Source organism: Enterobacter cloacae (genome assembly GCF_013375935.1).
Classification (GTDB): domain Bacteria; phylum Pseudomonadota; class Gammaproteobacteria; order Enterobacterales; family Enterobacteriaceae; genus Enterobacter; species Enterobacter pasteurii.
In genome coordinates this window covers 2,452,422-2,473,807 of the sequence record NZ_CP056117.1, presented here as the reverse complement: position 1 = coordinate 2,473,807, position 21,386 = coordinate 2,452,422, and the positions used below count along the sequence as shown (strand labels likewise).

The 21,386-nt window shown below is 58.2% G+C and carries 20 protein-coding genes; 6 read left to right on the top strand and 14 right to left on the bottom strand.

Features of this window, described 5'->3' with window-relative positions; translation table 11 throughout:
* The first annotated feature begins 1 nt into the window (after window position 1).
* On the top strand, window positions 2–1,729 hold the full coding sequence (ptsI, locus tag HWQ14_RS11635; RefSeq protein ID WP_023314613.1) for a phosphoenolpyruvate-protein phosphotransferase PtsI: 1,728 nt from the start codon (window positions 2–4) through the stop codon (window positions 1,727–1,729).
* Window positions 1,730–1,772: 43 nt separating this feature from the next.
* A complete protein-coding gene (gene crr, locus HWQ14_RS11630; protein WP_022648946.1) occupies window positions 1,773–2,276 on the top strand; it encodes a PTS glucose transporter subunit IIA in 504 nt (167 codons plus the stop codon).
* 44 nt (window positions 2,277–2,320) lie between these two features.
* Here crr and pdxK read toward each other — a convergent pair whose 3' ends face one another.
* The 10 genes from pdxK to HWQ14_RS11580 form a co-directional block, all read right to left on the bottom strand.
* The gene (pdxK, locus tag HWQ14_RS11625; RefSeq protein WP_176609805.1) at window positions 2,321–3,157 is read right to left on the bottom strand and encodes a pyridoxine/pyridoxal/pyridoxamine kinase; all 837 of its coding nucleotides are present in this window, start codon (window positions 3,155–3,157) and stop codon (window positions 2,321–2,323) included.
* A gap of 5 nt (window positions 3,158–3,162) precedes the next feature.
* On the bottom strand, window positions 3,163–4,074 hold the full coding sequence (cysM, locus tag HWQ14_RS11620) for a cysteine synthase CysM (RefSeq protein ID WP_176609804.1): 912 nt from the start codon (window positions 4,072–4,074) through the stop codon (window positions 3,163–3,165).
* A gap of 118 nt (window positions 4,075–4,192) precedes the next feature.
* Window positions 4,193–5,287 (bottom strand): sulfate/thiosulfate ABC transporter ATP-binding protein CysA, encoded by a 1,095-nt coding sequence (gene cysA / locus HWQ14_RS11615; protein WP_176609803.1) that lies wholly within the window; start codon window positions 5,285–5,287, stop codon window positions 4,193–4,195.
* The gene (cysW, locus tag HWQ14_RS11610) at window positions 5,277–6,152 is read right to left on the bottom strand and encodes a sulfate/thiosulfate ABC transporter permease CysW (protein WP_148419999.1); all 876 of its coding nucleotides are present in this window, start codon (window positions 6,150–6,152) and stop codon (window positions 5,277–5,279) included. The genes cysA and cysW overlap by 11 nt, the downstream gene beginning before the upstream one ends.
* Window positions 6,152–6,985 (bottom strand): sulfate/thiosulfate ABC transporter permease CysT, encoded by an 834-nt coding sequence (gene cysT, locus HWQ14_RS11605; protein ID WP_107533459.1) that lies wholly within the window; start codon window positions 6,983–6,985, stop codon window positions 6,152–6,154. Before cysT ends, cysW begins: the two co-directional genes overlap by 1 nt.
* Window positions 6,985–7,998: a sulfate ABC transporter substrate-binding protein gene (locus HWQ14_RS11600; protein ID WP_176609802.1), complete on the bottom strand. Its 1,014-nt coding sequence runs from the start codon at window positions 7,996–7,998 to the stop codon at window positions 6,985–6,987. Before HWQ14_RS11600 ends, cysT begins: the two co-directional genes overlap by 1 nt.
* Window positions 7,999–8,158: 160 nt before the next feature.
* Window positions 8,159–9,058, bottom strand: coding sequence for a Dyp-type peroxidase (locus tag HWQ14_RS11595; protein WP_176609801.1), 900 nt, complete (start codon window positions 9,056–9,058; stop codon window positions 8,159–8,161).
* A 92-nt stretch (window positions 9,059–9,150) separates the two neighbouring features.
* A complete protein-coding gene (locus HWQ14_RS11590) occupies window positions 9,151–9,726 on the bottom strand; it encodes an RpoE-regulated lipoprotein (RefSeq protein WP_176609800.1) in 576 nt (191 codons plus the stop codon).
* 63 nt (window positions 9,727–9,789) lie between these two features.
* Complete coding sequence (locus HWQ14_RS11585; RefSeq protein ID WP_176609799.1) at window positions 9,790–10,239, bottom strand: DUF2919 domain-containing protein; 450 nt, start codon at window positions 10,237–10,239, stop codon at window positions 9,790–9,792.
* Entirely contained in the window at window positions 10,226–10,651 is a 426-nt protein-coding gene (locus tag HWQ14_RS11580; protein ID WP_148420004.1) for a GNAT family acetyltransferase, read from the bottom strand. Before HWQ14_RS11580 ends, HWQ14_RS11585 begins: the two co-directional genes overlap by 14 nt.
* A gap of 212 nt (window positions 10,652–10,863) precedes the next feature.
* On the opposite strand from HWQ14_RS11580, the gene amiA reads away from it, so the two are divergent.
* Together amiA and hemF are read left to right on the top strand one after the other, a co-directional pair.
* The gene (gene amiA, locus HWQ14_RS11575; RefSeq protein WP_176609798.1) at window positions 10,864–11,739 is read left to right on the top strand and encodes an N-acetylmuramoyl-L-alanine amidase AmiA; all 876 of its coding nucleotides are present in this window, start codon (window positions 10,864–10,866) and stop codon (window positions 11,737–11,739) included.
* Window positions 11,739–12,638, top strand: a complete 900-nt coding sequence (gene hemF / locus HWQ14_RS11570; RefSeq protein ID WP_176609797.1) for an oxygen-dependent coproporphyrinogen oxidase — start codon at window positions 11,739–11,741, stop codon at window positions 12,636–12,638. Before amiA ends, hemF begins: the two co-directional genes overlap by 1 nt.
* 84 nt (window positions 12,639–12,722) lie before the next feature.
* Here hemF and HWQ14_RS11565 read toward each other — a convergent pair whose 3' ends face one another.
* Complete coding sequence (locus HWQ14_RS11565; RefSeq protein ID WP_432418021.1) at window positions 12,723–13,865, bottom strand: IS481 family transposase; 1,143 nt, start codon at window positions 13,863–13,865, stop codon at window positions 12,723–12,725.
* Between the two features lie 163 nt (window positions 13,866–14,028).
* Entirely contained in the window at window positions 14,029–16,308 is a 2,280-nt protein-coding gene (maeB, locus tag HWQ14_RS11560; protein WP_176609795.1) for an NADP-dependent oxaloacetate-decarboxylating malate dehydrogenase, read from the bottom strand.
* Window positions 16,309–16,594: 286 nt separating this feature from the next.
* Here maeB and tal point away from each other — a divergent pair, with 286 nt between their 5' ends.
* Both tal and tkt read left to right on the top strand, forming a co-directional pair.
* Window positions 16,595–17,545: a transaldolase gene (gene tal, locus HWQ14_RS11555; RefSeq protein ID WP_176609794.1), complete on the top strand. Its 951-nt coding sequence runs from the start codon at window positions 16,595–16,597 to the stop codon at window positions 17,543–17,545.
* A 19-nt stretch (window positions 17,546–17,564) separates the two neighbouring features.
* The gene (tkt, locus tag HWQ14_RS11550) at window positions 17,565–19,553 is read left to right on the top strand and encodes a transketolase (RefSeq protein WP_176609793.1); all 1,989 of its coding nucleotides are present in this window, start codon (window positions 17,565–17,567) and stop codon (window positions 19,551–19,553) included.
* A 39-nt stretch (window positions 19,554–19,592) separates the two neighbouring features.
* Here tkt and HWQ14_RS11545 read toward each other — a convergent pair whose 3' ends face one another.
* Both HWQ14_RS11545 and nudK read right to left on the bottom strand, forming a co-directional pair.
* Window positions 19,593–20,636 carry a DUF1176 domain-containing protein gene (locus HWQ14_RS11545; RefSeq protein WP_176609792.1) on the bottom strand — a complete coding sequence of 348 codons (1,044 nt, stop codon included), beginning with the start codon at window positions 20,634–20,636 and terminating at the stop codon, window positions 19,593–19,595.
* 109 nt (window positions 20,637–20,745) lie between these two features.
* Window positions 20,746–21,336 (bottom strand): GDP-mannose pyrophosphatase NudK, encoded by a 591-nt coding sequence (gene nudK, locus HWQ14_RS11540; protein WP_176609791.1) that lies wholly within the window; start codon window positions 21,334–21,336, stop codon window positions 20,746–20,748.
* Between the last annotated feature and the right edge of the window lie 50 nt (window positions 21,337–21,386).

Below are 21,386 nucleotides of genomic sequence, written 5' to 3'. Positions count from 1 at the left end.
TATGATTTCAGGCATTTTAGCATCCCCGGGTATCGCTTTCGGCAAAGCACTGCTGCTGAAAGAAGACGAAATCGTCATTGACCGGAAAAAAATTTCTGCCGACAAGGTTGATCAGGAAGTTGAACGTTTTCTGAGCGGTCGTGCCAAGGCATCTGCGCAACTGGAAGCGATCAAAACTAAAGCTGGCGAAACTTTCGGTGAAGAAAAAGAAGCCATCTTCGAAGGGCACATTATGCTGCTCGAAGATGAGGAGCTGGAGCAGGAAATCATAGCCCTGATTAAAGATAAAGGCATGACGGCCGACGCGGCTGCGCATGAAGTTATCGAAGGTCAGGCATCTGCCCTGGAAGAGCTGGACGATGAATACCTGAAAGAGCGTGCGGCTGACGTACGTGACATCGGTAAGCGCCTGCTGCGCAACATCCTGGGTCTGGCCATCATCGATCTGAGCGCGATTCAGGACGAAGTGATCCTGGTTGCCGCTGACCTGACCCCGTCTGAAACCGCACAGCTGAACCTGAACAAGGTGCTGGGTTTCATTACTGACGCAGGTGGACGTACCTCCCACACTTCAATCATGGCGCGTTCTCTGGAGCTGCCAGCCATCGTGGGTACCGGTAGCGTCACCTCTCAGGTTAAAAACGACGACTATCTGATTCTGGATGCCGTAAACAACGTGGTTTACGTCAACCCAACTAACGATGTGATCGAGCAACTGCGTGCCGTTCAGGAGCAGGTTGCTACCGAGAAAGCAGAACTCGCTAAACTGAAAGACCTGCCAGCCATCACGCTGGACGGCCATCAGGTTGAAGTTTGTGCCAACATCGGTACCGTACGCGACGTTGATGGCGCTGAGCGCAACGGTGCGGAAGGCGTAGGTCTGTATCGTACTGAATTCCTGTTCATGGACCGCGACGCCCTGCCAACTGAAGAAGAGCAGTTTGCGGCGTACAAAGCTGTTGCTGAAGCCTGCGGCTCTCAGGCAGTTATCGTCCGTACCATGGACATCGGCGGCGACAAAGAGCTGCCGTACATGAATTTCCCTAAAGAAGAGAACCCGTTCCTGGGCTGGCGTGCCGTGCGTATCGCTATGGATCGCAAAGAGATCCTGCGTGACCAGGTTCGCGCTATCCTGCGTGCCTCCGCTTTCGGTAAGCTGCGCATCATGTTCCCGATGATCATCTCTGTTGAAGAAGTGCGTGCACTGAAAAAAGAGATCGAAATCTACAAGCAGGAACTGCGTGACGAAGGTAAAGCGTTTGACGAGTCAATCGAGATCGGCGTGATGGTGGAAACACCGGCAGCCGCGACCATTGCGCGTCATTTAGCCAAAGAAGTTGATTTCTTTAGTATCGGTACCAATGATTTAACGCAGTACACCCTGGCAGTTGACCGTGGTAATGATATGATTTCACATCTCTACCAGCCAATGTCACCGTCTGTACTGAATTTGATCAAGCAAGTTATTGATGCTTCTCATGCAGAAGGTAAATGGACTGGCATGTGTGGTGAGCTTGCAGGCGACGAACGTGCTACACTTCTGTTGCTGGGTATGGGTCTGGACGAATTCTCTATGAGCGCCATTTCCATCCCGCGCATTAAGAAGATTATCCGTAACACGAACTTCGAAGATGCGAAGGTATTAGCAGAGCAGGCTCTTGCTCAACCGACAACGGACGAGTTAATGACGCTGGTTAACAAGTTCATTGAAGAAAAAACAATCTGCTAATCCACGAGATGCGGCCCAAATTACTGCTTAGGAGATAAGTCTAATGGGTTTATTTAGTAAACTGTTCGGTGACAAAAGCAATAGCGACTCCGGAACTATTGAGATTGTTGCTCCGCTCTCCGGCGAGATCGTCAACATCGAAGACGTGCCGGATGTAGTGTTTGCTGAGAAAATCGTTGGTGATGGCATTGCTATCAAACCAACTGGCAACAAAATGGTTGCTCCAGTTGACGGCACCATTGGTAAGATTTTTGAAACCAACCATGCGTTCTCTATCGAGTCCGATAGCGGTATCGAACTGTTTGTTCACTTCGGTATCGACACCGTTGAACTGAAAGGCGAAGGCTTCAAACGTATCGCGGAAGAAGGCCAGCGTGTTAAGGTTGGCGACCCGGTAATTGAATTCGATCTGCCTCTGCTGGAAGAAAAAGCGAAGTCTACCCTGACTCCGGTTGTTATTTCCAACATGGACGAAATCAAAGAGCTGATCAAACTGTCCGGCAGCGTCACCGTGGGTGAAACCCCGGTTATCCGCATCAAGAAGTAATTCTTACCGCACAGAAAAATGGCGCCTTCGGGCGCCATTTTTGTTTATGCGGGCAGGATCAGCTCATCATAGCCTTTCGACTGCGTGTAGATCATGACGTCAGTCACCCGATCGCCTGCCATGCGGATAGCGTCAGCAACGGTTTTCCCTCCCACAATACCGCTCACCAGTTCTGAACAGAACAGATCGCCGGTTCCCTTGAGATCCGTCTCGACGCGCGGGTGCGCGCTTACGGTAACGCCCGCTTTGCTCACCAGCACGACGTGAATATTCTGCGGATCGTCGGCCACGGGCGCACTGGTGATCGCCACCCACTTCAGCGTATCAGACAGCAGCCCCTGCGCGGCGGCAATGGCGCTTTCCGGCGTGCGGCACGGCTTTCCGCTTAACACTTCCAGCTCAAACACGTTGGGCGTAATGCCCTGCGCCAGCGGCAGCAGATGCTCCCGATAGGCCTCAGGAATATCGGGTTTCACGTACATGCCGCTGTCGATATCGCCGATCACCGGATCGACCAGCACCAGCAGTTCAGGATGCAGCACTTTGATCGCCTTCAGCCACTGAGCCAGCAGAACGATCTGGCTGGCGCTGCCCATATAGCCGGTGGTCACCGCCTTAAGCTCGCGCAGGATTTCGCGCTCTTCGAGCGCCTTAAGGTAGCCGCTGAACCACTCATCCGGGATCACGCCGCCGTAGAAGGTGTCATAGTGCGGCGTATTGCTGAACAGCACCGTCGGCACGGCGGTCACGTTAAGCCGGTGGGTACGAATATTCGGTACCGCAATGCTGTTACCCACGCTGCCGTACACCACCTGCGACTGTACGGCGACAATATCGGTTTGCTGCGCCCGGGTTTTATCCCGGAATAAAATCATCTCCATGACGCTTAAATCCCCGCCCCCTGCGAATAACTCTCTTCACCAAAGACGCCGGTAGAAAGGTAACGATCGCCGCGATCGCAAATAATCGCCACGACAACCGCCCCCGGCGTGGACTCTGCCACCCGGATCGCGCCCGCTACGGCACCGCCAGAGCTGACGCCGCAGAAGATGCCTTCACGCACGGCCAGCTCACGCATGGTATTCTCCGCCTCGCGCTGGTGAATATCCAGCACCTGGTCCACCAGCTGCGCGTTAAAGATGCCCGGCATATACTCCTCAGGCCAGCGGCGGATCCCCGGAATACTGCTCCCCTCCTCCGGCTGCAGGCCGACAATCGTTACCGGGCTTGCCTGCTCGCGCAGAAAACGCGACACGCCGGTAATGGTGCCCGTGGTGCCCATGCTGGAGACAAAGTGGGTAATGCGCCCGTCGGTTTGCTGCCAGATTTCCGGGCCGGTGGTGGTGTAGTGCGCGTACGGGTTGTCCGGGTTATTGAACTGGTCGAGCAGCTTGCCTTCCCCGCGCTCGGCCATCGCCAGCGCCAGGTCGCGCGCCCCTTCCATTCCCTGCTCTTTGGTCACCAGAATCAGCTCGGCCCCGTAGGCGCGCATGGCCGCACGGCGCTCCTGGCTCATGTTGTCAGGCATCAGCAGCTTCATGCGGTAGCCTTTCAGGGCGGCAATCATCGCCAGCGCGATCCCGGTGTTACCGCTGGTGGCTTCAATTAACACGTCGCCGGGCTTTATCTCGCCGCGCTTTTCGGCCTGGACAATCATCGACAGCGCCGCGCGGTCTTTTACCGAGCCTGCCGGATTATTGCCTTCGAGTTTGACCCAGATTTCGCTGCCGTTGTCCGGCCCCATGCGCTGAAGCTTGACCAGAGGAGTATTGCCGATGGTGTGTTCGAGTGTATTCACGATTTTTACTCAATAAAAAAGCCGGGTGACGCGTAGCGATCCCGGCCTACAAGACGCAGTGATAACTGTACGCCCGGCAGGCGCGATGCCACCGGGCGATAAATATCCTACTAACCTATCAGGCTGACTCCGCCAGAGCAATATCCTCGCGCGTCTCGATGCGCTCGCTGCCGTAATAAATACGGGCATGCTGCAGCCCCACAAACAGGCGTTCACCGCGGTGCGGCGGCTCGTCGTCGCGCATAACAACGGTCAGCGGCTCGGTGTACCAGCCCAGCGGCTGTACCACCAGCTGGGTGTAGTGCCCTTTAGGGCTAGCCTCCAGCACCTGCACCGGCAGCGGTGAATCCAGGCTGGTGCGGCGGCTGACGTCCACTTCCCACGGGCGCAGGAACAGATCGACCGGCCCCTGATGCGCGGAGGTGTAGCCCAGCGGCCAGCGATGCGCGCCGACGTGGAACTGGCCGCCGCGAATGGTGCCCTTCAGGCGGTTTACTTCGCCCATAAACTCCAGCACAAAGCGGGTCGCCGGTTCACGCCAGAGCTGTTCCGGCTCATCAACCTGCTCGATGTTGCCCTGACTCATCACCACCACGCGGTCGGCCACTTCCATCGCCTCCTCCTGATCGTGGGTCACGAAGACGCTGGTGAACTGGAGCTCCTCGTGCAGCTGGCGCAGCCAGCGGCGCAGCTCTTTGCGCACCTGCGCATCCAGCGCGCCGAACGGTTCATCCAGCAGCAGGATTTGCGGCTCAACGGCTAACGCGCGCGCCAGCGCCACGCGCTGTTTCTGCCCGCCGGAAAGCTGCGCCGGGAAGCGATCGGCCAGATGAGCAAGCTGCACCATCTCCAGCAGTTTGGTCACTTTCGCTTTGATGGCTGCGGCATTCGGACGCTCGCGACGCGGGAGCACGGTCAGGCCAAAGGCGATGTTATCGAAAACCGTCATGTGGCGGAACAGGGCGTAATGCTGGAACACAAAGCCCACCTTGCGGTCGCGGGCATGCAGACGGCTCACGTCGGTACCGTGGAAGCGGATATGCCCGCTGCTCTGGTGCTCAAGGCCGGCGATAATACGCAGCAGCGTGGTTTTACCGGATCCCGACAGCCCCAGCAGCGCCACCATTTGTCCGGAAGGGATATCCAGCGAGATATCGTTCAGCACCTGGGTGCGACCAAAAGACTTCTTAATATTGGCAATCTCAATGCTCATGATTTCCCTCCTGATGCTGACGTTTTTCCTGATTCTCTAAACGCCACTGCACCACACTCTTCAAAAACAGGGTCAAAATCGCCATCAGCGTCAGCAACGCTGCGGCAGTAAAGGAACCGACGGAGTTATAGTCCTGTTCCAGTAGTTCAATCTGTAACGGCAGCGACAGCGTTTCGCCGCGAATCGAGCCGGATACCACCGACACCGCACCAAATTCGCCAATCGCGCGGGCGTTGGTCAGCACCACGCCGTAAAGCAGCGCCCAGCGGATATTCGGCAGCGTCACGCGGCGGAACATCTGCCAGCCGGAAGCGCCTAACAGAACGGCCGCTTCATCCTCGTTGCTGCCCTGGCTTAGCATCACCGGCACCAGCTCGCGCACCACGAACGGGCAGGTCACAAAGACCGTCACCAGCACCATACCCGGCCAGGCGAACATGATCTGCAGGTCGTGCTCATCAAGCCACCCGCCCAGCGGGCCGTTGGATCCGTAGAAGAGCAGATAAACCAGGCCCGCCACTACCGGCGAAACCGCAAACGGGATATCCAGCAGGGTCAGCAGCAGCTGACGCCCCGGGAAGTTAAAGCGCGTCACCAGCCAGGCGAGCAATACGCCAAACACCAGATTCACCGGAACGGTGATGAGGGCAATCATCACCGTCAGCCAGATGGCGTGCAGCATGTCTGGATCGGCCAGGTTTTGCAGCGCGGGCATGATCCCCTTGCTGAAGGCCTGAACGAAGATGTATACCATTGGCACAACGAGGATGAAGGCGGAAACCAGCACGCCGGTACCAATCAGAAACCATTTGCCCCAGTTGATGCGGGGCGCGTCATAGCGCTTCAATTGCGTAACTTCCGCCATCAGTGACCTACCACACGTCGACCAAAGCGACTTTGCAGAGTGTTAATCGAGAACAGCAGCAGCAGCGACGCGGCAAGGATCACCGAGGCGATCGCGCTCGCGGCCGGATAATCAAACTCCTGCAAACGCACAAAAATCATCAGCGAGGTGACTTCGGTTTTCCACGCGATGTTCCCGGCGATAAAAATAACCGCGCCAAATTCACCGAGGCTGCGGGTAAAGGAGAGCGCCACGCCCGCCAGCAGGGCCGGCGAAAGTTCCGGCAGCACCACCTTGCGAAAACTCTGCCAGCGCGTGGCGCCCAGCGTTTCTGCGGCCTCTTCATATTCGGGGCCCAGCTCTTCCAGCACCGGCTGCACGGTACGCACCACGAACGGGATGCTGGTAAAGGCCATCGCCACCGCGATGCCGAGCCAGGTGTACGTAACTTTGATATCGAACTTTGCCAGCCATTCGCCGTAAAAGCCGTTCACGGAAAACAGCGACGCCAGCGTTAAACCGGCCACCGCCGTCGGCAGCGCAAAAGGCAGATCCATCAGCGCGTCGAGCAGCGTGCGGCCCGGAAAGCGGTAGCGGGTTAAGATCCACGCCATCAGCAGGCCAAACACGCCGTTAAATATTGAGGCCACAAACGCGGACAGCAGCGTGACCTTATAGGCGGCCACCACCTGCGGGTTAGTGACCACTTCCCAGTACTGGGACCAGCTCATTTCAGAGAGCTGCACCACCAGCGCGCTGAGCGGCAACAGCAAAATCAGGCAGACGAACAGCAGGCTGGTCCCGAGGCTTAAGGTAAAGCCCGGCAGCACGCGTCTGGAGGAGACTGCAAACATTACTTACGCCCCGTCGCCAGCAATTTGTCTAACTCACCGCCGCTGGCAAAATGCGTTTTCATCACCTCAGGCCAGGCGCCGAAGTGGTCTTCCACGCGGAACAGCTCGGTCTGCGGGAATTTGTCTTTCAGCTTGCTCATGACTTCGGGATTGTTCACGCGGTAGTAATAGTCGGTAATCACCGTCTGGGCCTGCGGGCTGTACAGATAGTTAAGGTAGGCTTTTGCCGCTTTCTCGGTGCCGTTGGCCTTGACGTTTTTATCCACCCACGCCACCGGGAACTCGGCCAGAATGTTGGTTTTCGGGATCACGACCTCGAATCCCTGCGCTTCATACTGCTTGCGGATATTGTTCACTTCGGATTCAAAGCTGATCAGCACGTCACCCAGCCCGCGCTCGGCGAAGGTGGTGGTCGCGCCGCGGCCGCCGGTATCAAACACTTCGACATTCTTCAGGAACCGGGTCATGAACTGTTCGGTTTTCGCCTTATCGTTACCGTCAGCTTTGTCCGCCGCGCCCCACGCCGCCAGATAGGTATAGCGCGCGTTACCGGAGGTTTTCGGGTTCGGGAAAATCAGTTTTACGTCAGAACGCACCAGGTCGTTCCAGTCGTGGATATTCTTAGGATTGCCCTTTCGCACCAGGAAGCCCATGGTGGAGTAGAACGGCGAGCTGTTGTTAGGCAGGCGGCTCTGCCAGTCCGCCGGGATCAGCTTGCCCCTGTCGTGCAGGATCTGTACGTCAGTGACCTGATTGTAGGTCACCACATCCGCCTTCAGCCCCTGCAAAATTGCCAGCGCCTGCTTGGATGAACCGGCATGGGACTGCTTGATGGTCAGCCTGTCGCCGTTATTCTCTTTCGCCCACTGCTGCTCAAAGGCGGGGTTAAGGGCGGCAAACAGCTCGCGCGAGACATCATATGAACTGTTCAGCAATTCGGTTGCCTGCGCCTGCGCCACCAGCAGTAAACCTGCCAGCGCCAGCGATCCTTTTTTCAGTACAGTAACGGCCATTGCGCACCCTTATAAATGTGATGACTATCTTATAGTCATAATATTTATAACGAGGACCAAAGGAGTAACGGTTTTATATACCGTTTGGTGATTTAGAAGCAGAAAAGGGAATAAGGGTGCGGCCTGATGCCCTCTCCCACAGGGAGAGGGCGAAAGGTGATTACAGCGCCAGCAGACGCTCAACGGACGGCGCGAAGTAGTAGCCGCCGGTTACCGGCTTCGTGAAGCGCAACATAGCGTCGCGCTTGCCGTCGGTGTCGCCAAACATGCTCAGCAGCTGCTGCTCAATGTTGTAGAGGCGCGCGCAGTAGGCGCAGAAGTACAGGCCGTGCGTGCCGCTCGCGGTGCCGTACGGCAGGCTCTGGCGGACAATCTTCAGCCCTTTGCCGTCTTCCTTAAGGTCAACGCGGGTCAGGTGGGACGTCACCGGACGGGCATCGCCGTCGATCTCTTCGTTGGCGTCTTTGGTGCGGCCAATCATCATCTCCTGGTCATGCACGCTCATGCGGTTAAGCTGCCTGAGGTTGTGCTCCCAGCGCTGGACGAACACGTAGCTGCCGCCCGCGTCCACGCCATCCTTAATGACCGCCACGTTGCGACGAACCTCTTCCCCGGCCGGGTTTTCGGTGCCGTCAACGAAGCCGCTCAGATCGCGCTCTTCCACCCAGCGGAATCCGTGCACTTCTTCCTGCACGTCGATGCTGTCGCCGAACACCTCAACCGCCGCCTGCGCTACCGAGAAATTCACGTCGTGACGCAGGGAGAGAATATGGATGAGCACGTCGTACTGGGTGGCAGGGGCAAGGCCTTTGCCATAAGGAACGAAGTCTTTCAGCTCTTCGGCACCTTGCCCGCCGCTCAGCTGGCGCCAGACGTTGTGGCCAAAGGCAACCACCGCGCCCAGATGGGCATCCGGAAATTTGGCCTGGAAGGTTGCCAGCTTATCCACGAAAACTTTACTGGCCGCACGCAGGGCATCCACATCCCCTTTTACATTGGCTTCAATCCAAATCGCCGCGCGGCAATGTTCTGGCAAAATGCCGCTCTGAACCTGAGACATCGCTCCTCCTGAAATAAAGATGCCACGTCAGCGTGGCATTGATGGCGGCTATTATACCCGGATTTCAGCGAGGCGGCTTGCTCAGGCGCAAATTACTGCTTCCAGATAATCTTGCTCACTTTCCAGTTTTTCAGGGTGTCGTCAGACGGCATTAACCCTTCAGGGCCGTTCCAGGTGCCGGTGAACAGATAGCTGATGTGCTGGCTGCCTTCGGCTTTACACTCGACCGCCACGCTGTCTTCTGACGGCGCGCTGGCGCAGTTGCCAAAGGCTTTCTGATAGAGATCGCTAAACGGCGTTCCCACCTTCACGCCGCCCGAGGCTGGAATATCTTCATCCATGACCGTAATGCGGTTTACCGTGCCTTTGTCGCCGTTGATGACCAGCGCCACCCTGTCGCCCTTCAACGCTTCGAAATAGCGCACGATGTTGCCGTTCTCGGTTTTCATGCCGCTGCGCAGGCGATAATCGCTGCCGATGGCATCCTGAATGGCATCCTGATCCAGCGCCGTTGAGGCGGTAATTTTGCCTACGCCCTGCTCGGTCACTTCCGTCGAGGAGCCGAACCAGTTCCACGGATAGGCCGCAGACCAGTTGATTGATGAGAGCGTGGAACAGCCGGTTAACGCCAGCGGGAGGGCGCATAAAAGTAAACGCAGCGATTTCATTGAAACGTCCTTACGTAGTAAATCAACGCTTGTTGGAGTACGACATCGGCAAAAAGTGCCGTGCTAATCTGGCTGTTGCGTAAAACAGGCGCGCAGGCGGGGGTGCGTGAGCAGCCACAGCAGCGCAACGATATCCGCCACCACCAGCGCTATCCCGATACCGGAGAGCGGCTCGCCGTACAGCCACAGCACGGGCTGCCAGAACAGGAGCGCAACCTGCGCCAGGATCAGCAGCCAGCGAAGCGCGCGCCAGAAGCGCGGGATTTCCTGACGCCGACCGCTGCACAGAAACGCCAGCACCGCCGGGACGCCGGGCAGCAACCCCAGCCAGAAGGCCTGGCGATCGGGATAAAAAAGATTCAGTAACGTATCGCCCTGCCCTCGTGACGCGCCAGCCATCACGAACAAAAACCAGGTTCTGGCCTGCAACAGCAACACGCACCAGAACAGAAAAGGCAGACGCAGACGACCCTGAGCATCATAGTCGTCGGGGTGGAACTCAGTACTCTTCATCTTCGATCAGGCGTTTACCCAGCGTCAGCACGTCAGCATGCTCGTAGCCCAGGCGTTCATACATGCCCAGCACCACGTCGTTATCTTCCCGAACCATAATCTGAATTTTCGGGCAACCGCGGGCAATCAGCTTCTTCTCCAGACGGTTGAGCAGCGCGTTAGCAATGCCGCGCGCGCGATATTCCGGGTGCACGCCGAGATAATAGGCCGACCCGCGATGGCCGTCGTAACCGCCCATCACCGTTCCCACCACTTCGCCATTCACTTCGGCGACCAGAAACAGGCTGACGTCATGATTAAGCTTGCGTTCGATATCCATTTCCGGATCGTTCCACGGACGCAGCAGATCGCAGCGCTCCCAAAGGGTGATCACCTCTTCGAAATCTTCCTGGCGAAAAACGCGTATCTCCATGGTATTAACCGCCTTTTCGGGTTTAAAAACAGTGATTATGGCGTGAACAGGGCATTTAGCCAATAACCGGGGAAAAACTCGCCTGAATTTGGCATAATGTCACTTTGTCACGTATTGAAATGAAAAGTAAAACAATTCTCAATAAGGACTGTCGTAACGGGAAACACGATACGATATAACACCAGGACCTCATTTTTTAGTATTCAGGCCGCATGAGCACATTCAAACCATTAAAAGCACTCACATCGCGTCGTCAGGTTCTCAAAGCGGGGCTGGCGGCCTTAACGTTAACCGGCATCGCTAAGCAGGCTCAGGCAAAAGAGGAGAGCACGCTTAAAACCAGCAATGGACACAGCAAACCGAAAGCCAAAAAAGCCGGCGCAAAGCGTCTGGTCATGCTCGATCCGGGCCACGGCGGGATCGACACCGGCGCCATTGGCAGAAACGGTTCGAAAGAAAAACACGTCGTGCTGGCAATTGCAAAAAATGTGCGCGCAATTTTACGCAGCAACGGCATTGACGCCCGCCTGACGCGCACTGGCGACACGTTTATCCCGCTGTACGATCGCGTGGAGATTGCCCATAAGCACGGTGCCGATCTGTTTATGTCCATTCACGCGGATGGTTTCACCAACCCGTCCGCTGCGGGCGCCTCGGTGTTCGCCCTCTCCAACCGTGGCGCCAGTAGCGCCATGGCGAAGTACCTCTCCGATCGCGAAAACCGCGCGGATGAGGTCGCCGGGAAAAAAGCGACCGACAAAGATCATCTGCTGCAGCAGGTGCTGTTTGACCTCGTTCAGACCGACACCATCAAAAACAGCCTGACGCTCGGCTCGCATATCCTCAAACGGATTAAGCCGGTGCACCGCCTGCACAGTAAAAGCACCGAGCAGGCCGCGTTTGTGGTGCTGAAGTCACCGTCAATTCCGTCCGTGCTGGTTGAAACCTCGTTCATAACCAACCCGGAAGAAGAACGCCTGCTCGGCACTAAGGCGTTTCGTCAGAAAATCGCTAACGCCATCGCCTCAGGGGTAATCAGTTATTTCAACTGGTTCGATAACCAAAAAGCGCACTCCAGGAAACGTTGATGAAACCGAATGCACAGCTGGTCAAAACCTTCCTGATGCAGCTACAGGACGAGATTTGCCGAAAACTGGCCGCCGCAGACGGCGCTGAGTTTCAGGAGGACACCTGGCAGCGCGAAGCCGGCGGCGGCGGGCGCAGCCGCGTGCTGCGCAACGGCGGTGTTTTTGAGCAGGCGGGGGTGAATTTTTCCCACGTTCACGGGGACGCCATGCCAGCCTCCGCCACGGCGCACCGTCCTGAACTGGCGGGCCGCAGCTTCGAGGCGATGGGCGTCTCGCTGGTGGTGCATCCGCATAACCCGTTTGTGCCGACCAGCCACGCCAACGTGCGTTTTTTCATTGCGGAAAAACCGGGGGCCGATCCGGTCTGGTGGTTTGGCGGCGGCTTTGATATGACCCCCTACTACGGCTTTGAAGAGGATGCCGTGCACTGGCACACCACCGCGCGCGACCTCTGCCTGCCGTTTGGCGAAGACGTTTACCCGAAATACAAAAAGTGGTGCGATGACTACTTCTATCTGAAGCACCGCGACGAGCAGCGCGGCATCGGCGGACTGTTCTTTGACGATCTGAACACGCCTGATTTTGATACCGCGTTCAGCTTTATGCGAGCGGTGGGCGAGGGCTATACCGACGCTTATTTGCCCATTGTTGAACGGCGCAGAAACGCCGACTACGGCGTGCGCGAACGCGAGTTCCAGCTTTACCGTCGCGGGCGCTACGTGGAGTTCAACTTGGTTTGGGATCGCGGGACGCTGTTCGGCCTGCAGACCGGCGGGCGCACGGAGTCGATCCTGATGTCGATGCCGCCGCTGGTACGCTGGGAGTACTGCTACGAGCCAAAAGAAGGCAGCCCGGAGGCTGCCCTGAGTGAGTTTATTAAGGTTCGGGACTGGGTGTAGCACTTATCCCCTCACCCCTGCCCTCTCCCAATGTACGGTCCGGGGACATGGTAGACAGGTGTTCGGGGACATGGTGAACACTTTTTAACATCCTTTACCCATGGTGATCGACTTTTTCTTCAGGTCGATCACCCCCACTTTCGTGCTGTACCACCACACCTCGTAGCGGCCGTCTTCCTGCATCTCCTTCAGCCCGACCCGTTCTCCCCTGAACGCCTTGCCTGCGCTCAGACTTACCCCTTTCACGCTCAGCTTTCCGCTGATATCCACTTTCCTGACCATCACGCCCTCGTCGTATTCCGGGGGCGGTGTGTTGCCGCTGTACTGCCGTGCAGACGGCTTATATCGCGAGCCCGGTACCGCCATATCCAGCGCCTCATGCGGGCGTTCAAGGTTATAGACCGTCCGCCAGTGGTCGAAGGCGCGCTGCAGTTCGCCCTCGTTCGCGAACCACTTCCCCTGCAGCACCTCCGTCTTCAGGCTGCGGTGAAAACGCTCCAGCTTGCCCTGCGTCTGCGGATGATACGGCCGGGAGTGCCCCACCCGGATACCATGGCGCATCAGCCACAGCTCCAGCGCCGTCCAGGTACCGGTGGTGTCTCCCCACGGTGAGCCGTTATCCATCGTCATCCGGTCCGGCAGGCCGTAACGCTCAAACACGCTGACCAGCTGCTGCTGCACGGTCTCGCGCCGTTCATCGGTACAGTGCGCCAGGCACAGGGAAAAACGGGAGTGGTCGTCCAGCAGGGTGAGCGGATGGCAGCGGCCCCCGCCAAAGGAAAAGTGGCCCTTAAAATCCATCTGCCAGAGCCGGTTCGGCGCGTCATGTTCGAACCGCCCCGTGGCGGGAATGCCCGGTAAAGTGCCCGGCAGCAGGCCGTGACGGGCCATCAGGTTATGAACGGTGCTGAAGGCGGGCATATGGTGCCCCTGGTCTTCCAGCCAGCGCTTTATCTTGCGTGCGCCCCAGCGTTGATGGCGGCCATGGGCCATACGCAGCAGGGCAGTGATGTCGTCAGATGAGCGGTTCGGGGAATGGTGCGGTATGCGCGGGCGGTCCTGAAGGCCGGAGGCACCTTCCTCTCCCCAGCGGCGAAGCCACTTGTAGCCGGTCGCAGGTGAAATGCCAAAGTGACGGCAGAGGGAACGGATGTTCGCCCCGTCCTGCGAGGCGAACAAAACAAACTCGGTACGTAATGACATGGTATCTCTCGCATCCCAGGGCATAAGCGACTCCATAAACGGGTTCTTATGCCTTAGTTGTAAGTGTCTACCATGTCCCCGAACAAGTGTTCACTATGTCCCCGGACCGTACACCCAAAGGGAGAGGGAGTATAAATCCCCTCTCCCCATAGGGGAGAGGGTTAGGGTGAGGGGCGAGGTCAATAAATCACAGCGGCTGCGTCTGCGCCTCAACCACCGCCAGCGCCACCATGTTCACGATGCGGCGCACGGATGCAATCGGCGTTAATACATGGACGGGCTTCGACACGCCCATCAGCACAGGTCCAACGGTCACCCCTTCAGAGCTTGAGACGCGCAGCAGGTTATAGCTGATACGCGCCGCCTCCACGTTCGGCATAATCAGTACGTTCGCCGAGCCTTTCAGCGGGCTGTCAGGCATGCGTTCATTACGAATACTCTCCACCAGCGCGGCGTCGCCGTGCATCTCGCCGTCGATCATCAGCTCCGGCGCGCGCTCGCGCACCAGCTCCAGCGTCTGGCGCATTTTGCAGGCCGCCGCGGACTTAGATGACCCAAAGTTAGAGTGCGACAGCAGCGCCACTTTCGGCTCAATCCCGAAGCGACGCACGGTTTCTGCCGCCATCACGGTGATTTCCGCCAGCTCGTCCGGAGTAGGATCGTCGTTGACGTAGGTATCGGCGATAAAGGTGTTACCGCTCGGCAGCAGCAGCGCGTTCATCGCCCCGGCCGTATGGACGCCCTCGCGGTAGCCGAAGATCTCCTGCACCACGCTGAAGTGTTCGTGGTACTCACCGATGGTGCCGCAGATCAGCGCATCCGCCTCACCGCGATGAACCATAATCGCGCCGATCACCGTGGTGTTGCTGATCACCGCACGCTGCGCCTGCTCCTGGGTGATGCCGCGACGCTTCATGATCGCATAGTATTCGTTCCAGTACTCCTTGAAGCGCGGATCGGATTCGTTATTAACGATCTCAAAATCCACGCCCGGCTTAATTTGCAGGCCCAGCTTCTGAATGCGCATCTCGATCACGCTCGGGCGACCGATCAGGATCGGTTTCGCCAGCCCTAAGGTGATCAGCTCCTGCGTGGCATGGAGCACGCGCGCCTCTTCCCCTTCCGCCAGCACCACGCGCTTCGCGTCGGCACGTGCCTGGGAGAAGATCGGCTTCATAAACAGGTTGGTTTTGTAGACAAACTCGGTGAGCTTATCGACATAGGCATCGAAGTCTTCAATCGGGCGCGTCGCCACGCCGGAATCCATCGCCGCTTTAGCCACCGCAGGCGCGATCTTCACGATCAGACGCGGGTCAAACGGTTTTGGAATGATGTAGTCCGGGCCGAAGCTCAGATCCTGGTCGCCGTAGGCGGAGGCCACCACTTCGCTCTGCTCGGCGTGCGCCAGCTCCGCGATGGCGTGAACGGCGGCGAGCTTCATCTCCTCGTTGATTGCCGTTGCGCCGACGTCCAGCGCGCCGCGGAAGATGAACGGGAAGCAGAGCACGTTGTTGACCTGGTTCGGGTAGTCAGAACGGCCGGTACAGATGATGGCGTCCTCACGCACCGCTTTCGCCAGCGGCGGCAAAATTTCAGGCTCGGGGTTCGCCAGCGCCAGGATCATTGGCGCGCGCGCCATCTTCTGCACCATCTCCTGGGTCAGCACCTTCGGACCAGAGCAGCCCAGGAAGATATCCGCACCGTCAATCACATCCTCGAGCGTGCGCTTGCCGTCATCTTCCACCGCGTAGGCCGCTTTGGTTTCCGCCATGTTCGGCTCGCGGTCTTTGTAGATCACGCCCTTGGAGTCGCAGACCACGATGTTGTGCTTCTGCATTCCCAGCGCCACCAGCAGGTTCATACAGGCAATCGCCGCTGCCCCCGCGCCGGACACCACCATGCGCACGTCGGAAAGATTTTTCTCCACCACGCGCAGGCCGTTCAGAATGGCGGCGGTGCTGATAATTGCGGTGCCGTGCTGGTCGTCATGGAACACGGGAATGTTCATACGCTCGCGCAGCTTCTGCTCGATATAGAAACATTCCGGCGCTTTGATGTCTTCCAGGTTGATGCCGCCGAAGGTCGGCTCCAGCGCCGCCACCACGTTGATGAATTTATCGGGATCCAGTTCGTCCACCTCGATATCGAACACGTCGATACCGGCGAATTTCTTAAACAGAACGCCCTTGCCTTCCATTACCGGCTTACCGGCCAGCGCGCCGATGTTCCCCAGCCCGAGCACCGCCGTGCCGTTAGATATCACCGCAACCAGGTTGCCGCGCGCGGTGTATTTGTAGGCCGCCAGCGGATCTTTTTCGATTTCAAGGCACGGGGCCGCCACGCCCGGCGAGTAGGCCAGCGCCAGGTCGCGCTGGGTTGCCAGCGGCTTGGTGGGGGAAACCTGGATTTTACCCGGAACAGGAAACTCGTGAAAATCGAGAGCACTTTGTTTTAACTGATCGTCCATCTTGTTATTCCTTTCACGTTTCGGTCAAAAAGGGTGATGTTGACGTTCCTATGCACACCCTGGTGTGCCGCATAGTATCGCCGCAGGCAGGCCCGCAAACTTTGAAGGCTGCCAAACTCTCACCATTGCAGAATAAAAATTGTTATCAACTTATAGCAACCATGTTACCCGTCTCAGGGAGCAATGCCTCCCCCGTCTGCTATGCTTTTTTGTTAAGTCCATCATGATTTTCTCAGAAGTGTGAACTAACGCACTCGACTAACTCTTTTATTTCCAAGGAGTAATTATGAACCAGCTAGACGGCATCAAACAATTTACCACCGTGGTTGCGGACAGCGGCGACATTGAGTCGATTCGTCACTACCAGCCGGAAGACGCGACCACCAACCCTTCTCTGCTGCTCAAGGCGGCCGGGCTGGCGCACTTTAGCCACCTGATTGACGACGCCCTTGCCTACGGCAAACAGCGCGGGAAGACCCAGGAGCAGCAGGTCGCCGAAGCCAGCGACAAGCTGGCGGTTAACATCGGTGCGGAAATTCTGAAAAGCATACCGGGGCGCGTCTCCACCGAGGTGGACGCCCGCCTGTCGTTCGATCGGGAAAAAAGCATTAACAAAGCCCGCCGCATAGTGGAGCTTTACCAGGAGCAGGGGATCGACAAATCGCGCATTCTGATTAAGCTCGCCTCCACCTGGGAAGGCATCCGCGCGGCGGAAGTGCTGGAAAAAGAGGGGACCCACTGCAACCTGACGCTGCTGTTCTCCTTTGCGCAGGCGCGCGCCTGTGCCGAAGCGGGCGTGTTCCTGATCTCCCCCTTCGTCGGGCGTATTTACGACTGGTATCAGGCGAAACAGCCGATGGATCCGTACGTGGTGGAGGAAGACCCTGGCGTGAAGTCGGTACGTAATATTTACGATTATTACAAGCAGCACCGCTACGAGACCATCGTCATGGGGGCCAGCTTCCGCCGCACCGAGCAGATCCTGGCGCTCGCGGGCTGCGACCGCCTGACCATCTCCCCGGATCTGCTGAAAAAGCTTCAGGAGAGCGAAGAGACGGTGATCCGCAAGCTGGTGCCGACCTCTACCGTACTGCCGAAACCGAAAGCCATGACCGAAGCGGAATTCCGCTGGGAGCACAATCAGGACCCGATGGCCGTGGAAAAACTGGCGGACGGCATCCGCCAGTTCGCCGTCGACCAGCGCAAACTTGAAGATCTTCTTGCTGCCAAACTTTAACCTTGCCACGGAGTGAACTATGTCCCGTAAAGAGCTCGCCAACGCCATTCGCGCCCTGAGCATGGATGCCGTACAAAAAGCCAATTCCGGCCACCCTGGCGCCCCCATGGGTATGGCCGATATCGCCGAAGTGCTGTGGAACGATTTCCTGAAGCACAACCCAACCGATCCTACCTGGTACGACCGCGACCGTTTTATTCTCTCCAACGGCCACGCCTCGATGCTGCTCTACAGCCTGCTGCACCTGTCCGGCTACGATCTGCCGCTTGAGGAGCTAAAAAACTTCCGCCAGCTGCACTCCAAAACGCCAGGCCACCCGGAGATCGGCTATACGCCGGGCGTAGAAACCACCACCGGGCCGCAGGGCCAGGGGCTGGCGAATGCCGTCGGGCTGGCGATTGCCGAACGCACGCTGGCCGCGCAGTTTAACCAGCCGGACCACGACATTGTCGATCACTACACGTATGTCTTTATGGGCGACGGCTGTCTGATGGAGGGGATCTCCCACGAGGTCTGCTCTCTCGCGGGCACGCTGGGGCTGGGCAAGCTGATTGGCTTCTACGACCACAACGGCATCTCCATTGACGGCGAAACCGAGGGCTGGTTTACCGACGACACGGCGAAGCGCTTTGAGGCCTACCACTGGCACGTGGTGCATGAGATCGACGGCCACGACCCGGAAGCGGTGAAAAAAGCGATTCAGGAAGCGCAGAGCGTGACGGACAAACCGTCCCTGATTATCTGCCGCACCACCATCGGCTTCGGCTCGCCGAACAAAGCGGGCAAGGAAGAGGCGCACGGCGCGGCGCTGGGTGAAGAGGAAGTGGCGCTGACTCGTCAGAAGCTGGGCTGGAAACACCCGGCATTTGAGATCCCAAAAGAGATCTACAGGGCCTGGGATGCCCGCGAAGCCGGTGAAAAAGCGCAGCAGTCCTGGAACGAAAAGTTTGCCGCCTACAAAAAAGCGTATCCTGAGCTGGCGGCCGAGTTTACCCGCCGCATGAGCGGCGGCCTGCCGGAGGACTGGGAAGAGAAAACCCAGGCGCTGATTGAAAACCTGCAGTCCAGTCCGGCGAAAATCGCCACCCGTAAGGCCTCGCAAAACACCCTGAACGCCATTGGCCCGATCCTGCCTGAGCTGCTCGGCGGCTCGGCGGATCTGGCGCCAAGCAACCTGACCATCTGGTCCGGCTCGAAATCGCTGAAGGAAGATATCGCCGGGAACTACATCCACTACGGCGTGCGCGAGTTCGGAATGACCGCGATTGCCAACGGCATCGCCCATCACGGTGGCTTCGTGCCGTACACCGCCACCTTCCTGATGTTTGTCGAATATGCCCGTAACGCGGCACGTATGGCGGCGCTGATGAAGGCAAGGCAGATCATGGTGTACACCCACGACTCCATCGGGCTGGGGGAAGATGGCCCTACCCACCAGGCAGTGGAACAGCTGGCTAGCCTGCGCTTAACGCCGAACTTCAGCACCTGGCGCCCGTGCGATCAGGTTGAAGCGGCGGTGGGCTGGAAGCTGGCCGTTGAGCGCCATAACGGGCCAACGGCGCTGATCCTGTCGCGCCAGAACCTGGCGCAGATCGAGCGCACGCCGGAGCAGGTGAAAAATATCGCCCGCGGCGGCTACATCCTCAAGGACAGCGGCGGCAAGCCGGACGTGATCCTGATTGCCACCGGCTCCGAGGTGGAAATCACGGTGAAAGCGGCGGAGAAGCTGACCGCCGAAGGACACGCGGTGCGGGTGGTATCCCTGCCTTCCACGGATATCTTCGACGCGCAGGATGAGGCGTACCGGGAATCGGTGCTCCCTTCCAACGTCGCGGCACGCGTGGCTGTCGAGGCGGGCATCGCCGACTACTGGTACAAATACGTCGGGCTGAAGGGGGCGATTGTCGGTATGCGGGGCTACGGTGAATCCGCCCCTGCCGACAAGCTGTTCCCGTACTTCGGCTTTACCGTTGAGAACGTGGTAGAGAAGGCCTTGAGCGTGATGTAGTGCGCTCTGCGTGCCCGGTGGTGCTACGCTTGCCGGGCACTACCGCGTGATCCACAGCGTGGGCCAGGCGTCTGGCCCATTCCAGTTATCGCAGCTTGGCTCTTCGGCATAGCGCACCAGGCGGAAGCGCTGGCCGTTAAAGCGCCAGCGGGTCTGGATCCCGCAGTCGCCAATCCCTCGCCCCAGCGCCAGCGTCGTCAGCTCGCGCGTTTTTTCATCGAAGCTGGCATTCATCAGCTCCATGTCACTGGTCTGGCTGGACGGGGTAAACGGCAGACGCAGCCTGACGCTTCTGGCCGAAAACGGTTTTTTACGCGACACCAGCCACGCCAGGTCGACGGTATTGTACGCCCCCGCTTCGCAGCTGATGATCATCAGCGCTTTATCATCGGTTAGCGCGGTGACGCGCACTTCGCGCCGGTTCGGATCGAGGGAGCACTGGCTGCGGTTCATCCGCCAGGCACCGTAATCCAGCAGATCGTTCAGTTCGCTATGCGTCAGCGGCGTTGGCGTCGGGTTCACCACGGCCACCTTTTTTAAAGGCGGCGCGGGCGGCACGCTCAGCGGCGGGCTATCCCCTTTCCTGATCCATGCCGTTTCGCTGCCGACGCGCTTCTGCTGGGCGTCGATAAACAGCAGCGCCGCCTTCAGCCCGACCAGAGAGATCGTCTGCTTCCCCCCGCGCAGGGTTATCGCCTGCCCTTCCTGAATGGTTTTCAGAAACGTGGTGATGGTGCCCGTATCGTCAGTTTTAAGGTGCCAGGGGGTTAGCAGCCAGCGCTGCGAATTGAGTTTTAGCGGGGCATTGTCGAGCAGCAGGCGCGGGGCGACGTCTGGCTCTTTCACCGGAGGGGCCGAAAGCCCGCCGAGATCGATGCGCAGGCTGGCGTCCGTTTTTGCTCCGGCGCTGCGGCTCAGGGTCATGACCAGGCCGCGATGCTCGCCGGTATTCCGCGCTACGCAAAAATTCTGGTTGTTGCAGGTAACCTGCCAGTCCGAGAAGGACTGCTGCGCGGGCGCAGCCCACGCCAGCGGCGCGGGTAGCCCACAAAAAACGAAGAGAAGTAAAACGCAGTAGCGCATGAATGGCACAGCCCCGGAAGCGAAAAGGTCAATCTGGGGCGTATCTTCGTGCCCCGGGCGGGCTGGCTCAATCGGATTTATCGGATAGATTTATCTGAAATACAACTTCTCACGACGCCTGCGCGACGTTCATCAGCCCGCTGGTTTGCAGGTACTGCAACAGGATCACCGCCTTACCGTCGCGGATCTCGCCGCTTTTCATCATCGCGACGGCCTGACTGAAGGGCAGTTCCAGCACTTCGATATCTTCGTCCTCCACGCCGCCGCCCCGGTGAATGCGCTGGGCGTCGGTGTATTCCGCAATGAAGAAGTGAACCAGCTCGGTTACCCCGCCAGGGGACATGAAAAGCTCGAAGACCTTTTGCACCGCGCCCACCTCAAACCCCGTCTCCTCGATAGCCTCTTTGCGGATGCACACTTCCGGCTCATCGTCGTCAAGCAGACCCGCGCAGGTTTCGATCAGGCGACCGTCCGCATTGCCATTGACCCATGTCGCCACCCGAAACTGGCGGATCAGCACCACGCTTTGCTTTTCACGGTTATACAGCAGAATGGTTGCGCCATTGCCCCGATCGTAGACCTCGCGCCTGTGGCGAATGACGTCTCCGTTCTTACGGGTTAAATCGTAAGTGATGTTACGCAGGACAAAGTAATTTTCGGAAAGGATTTTGTCTTTAATAACGGTGATGTTCAGGGACATACGGGCTCCACGGCAAAATGAGTCTGCTTATATTACGCCGTGAAGCCCGC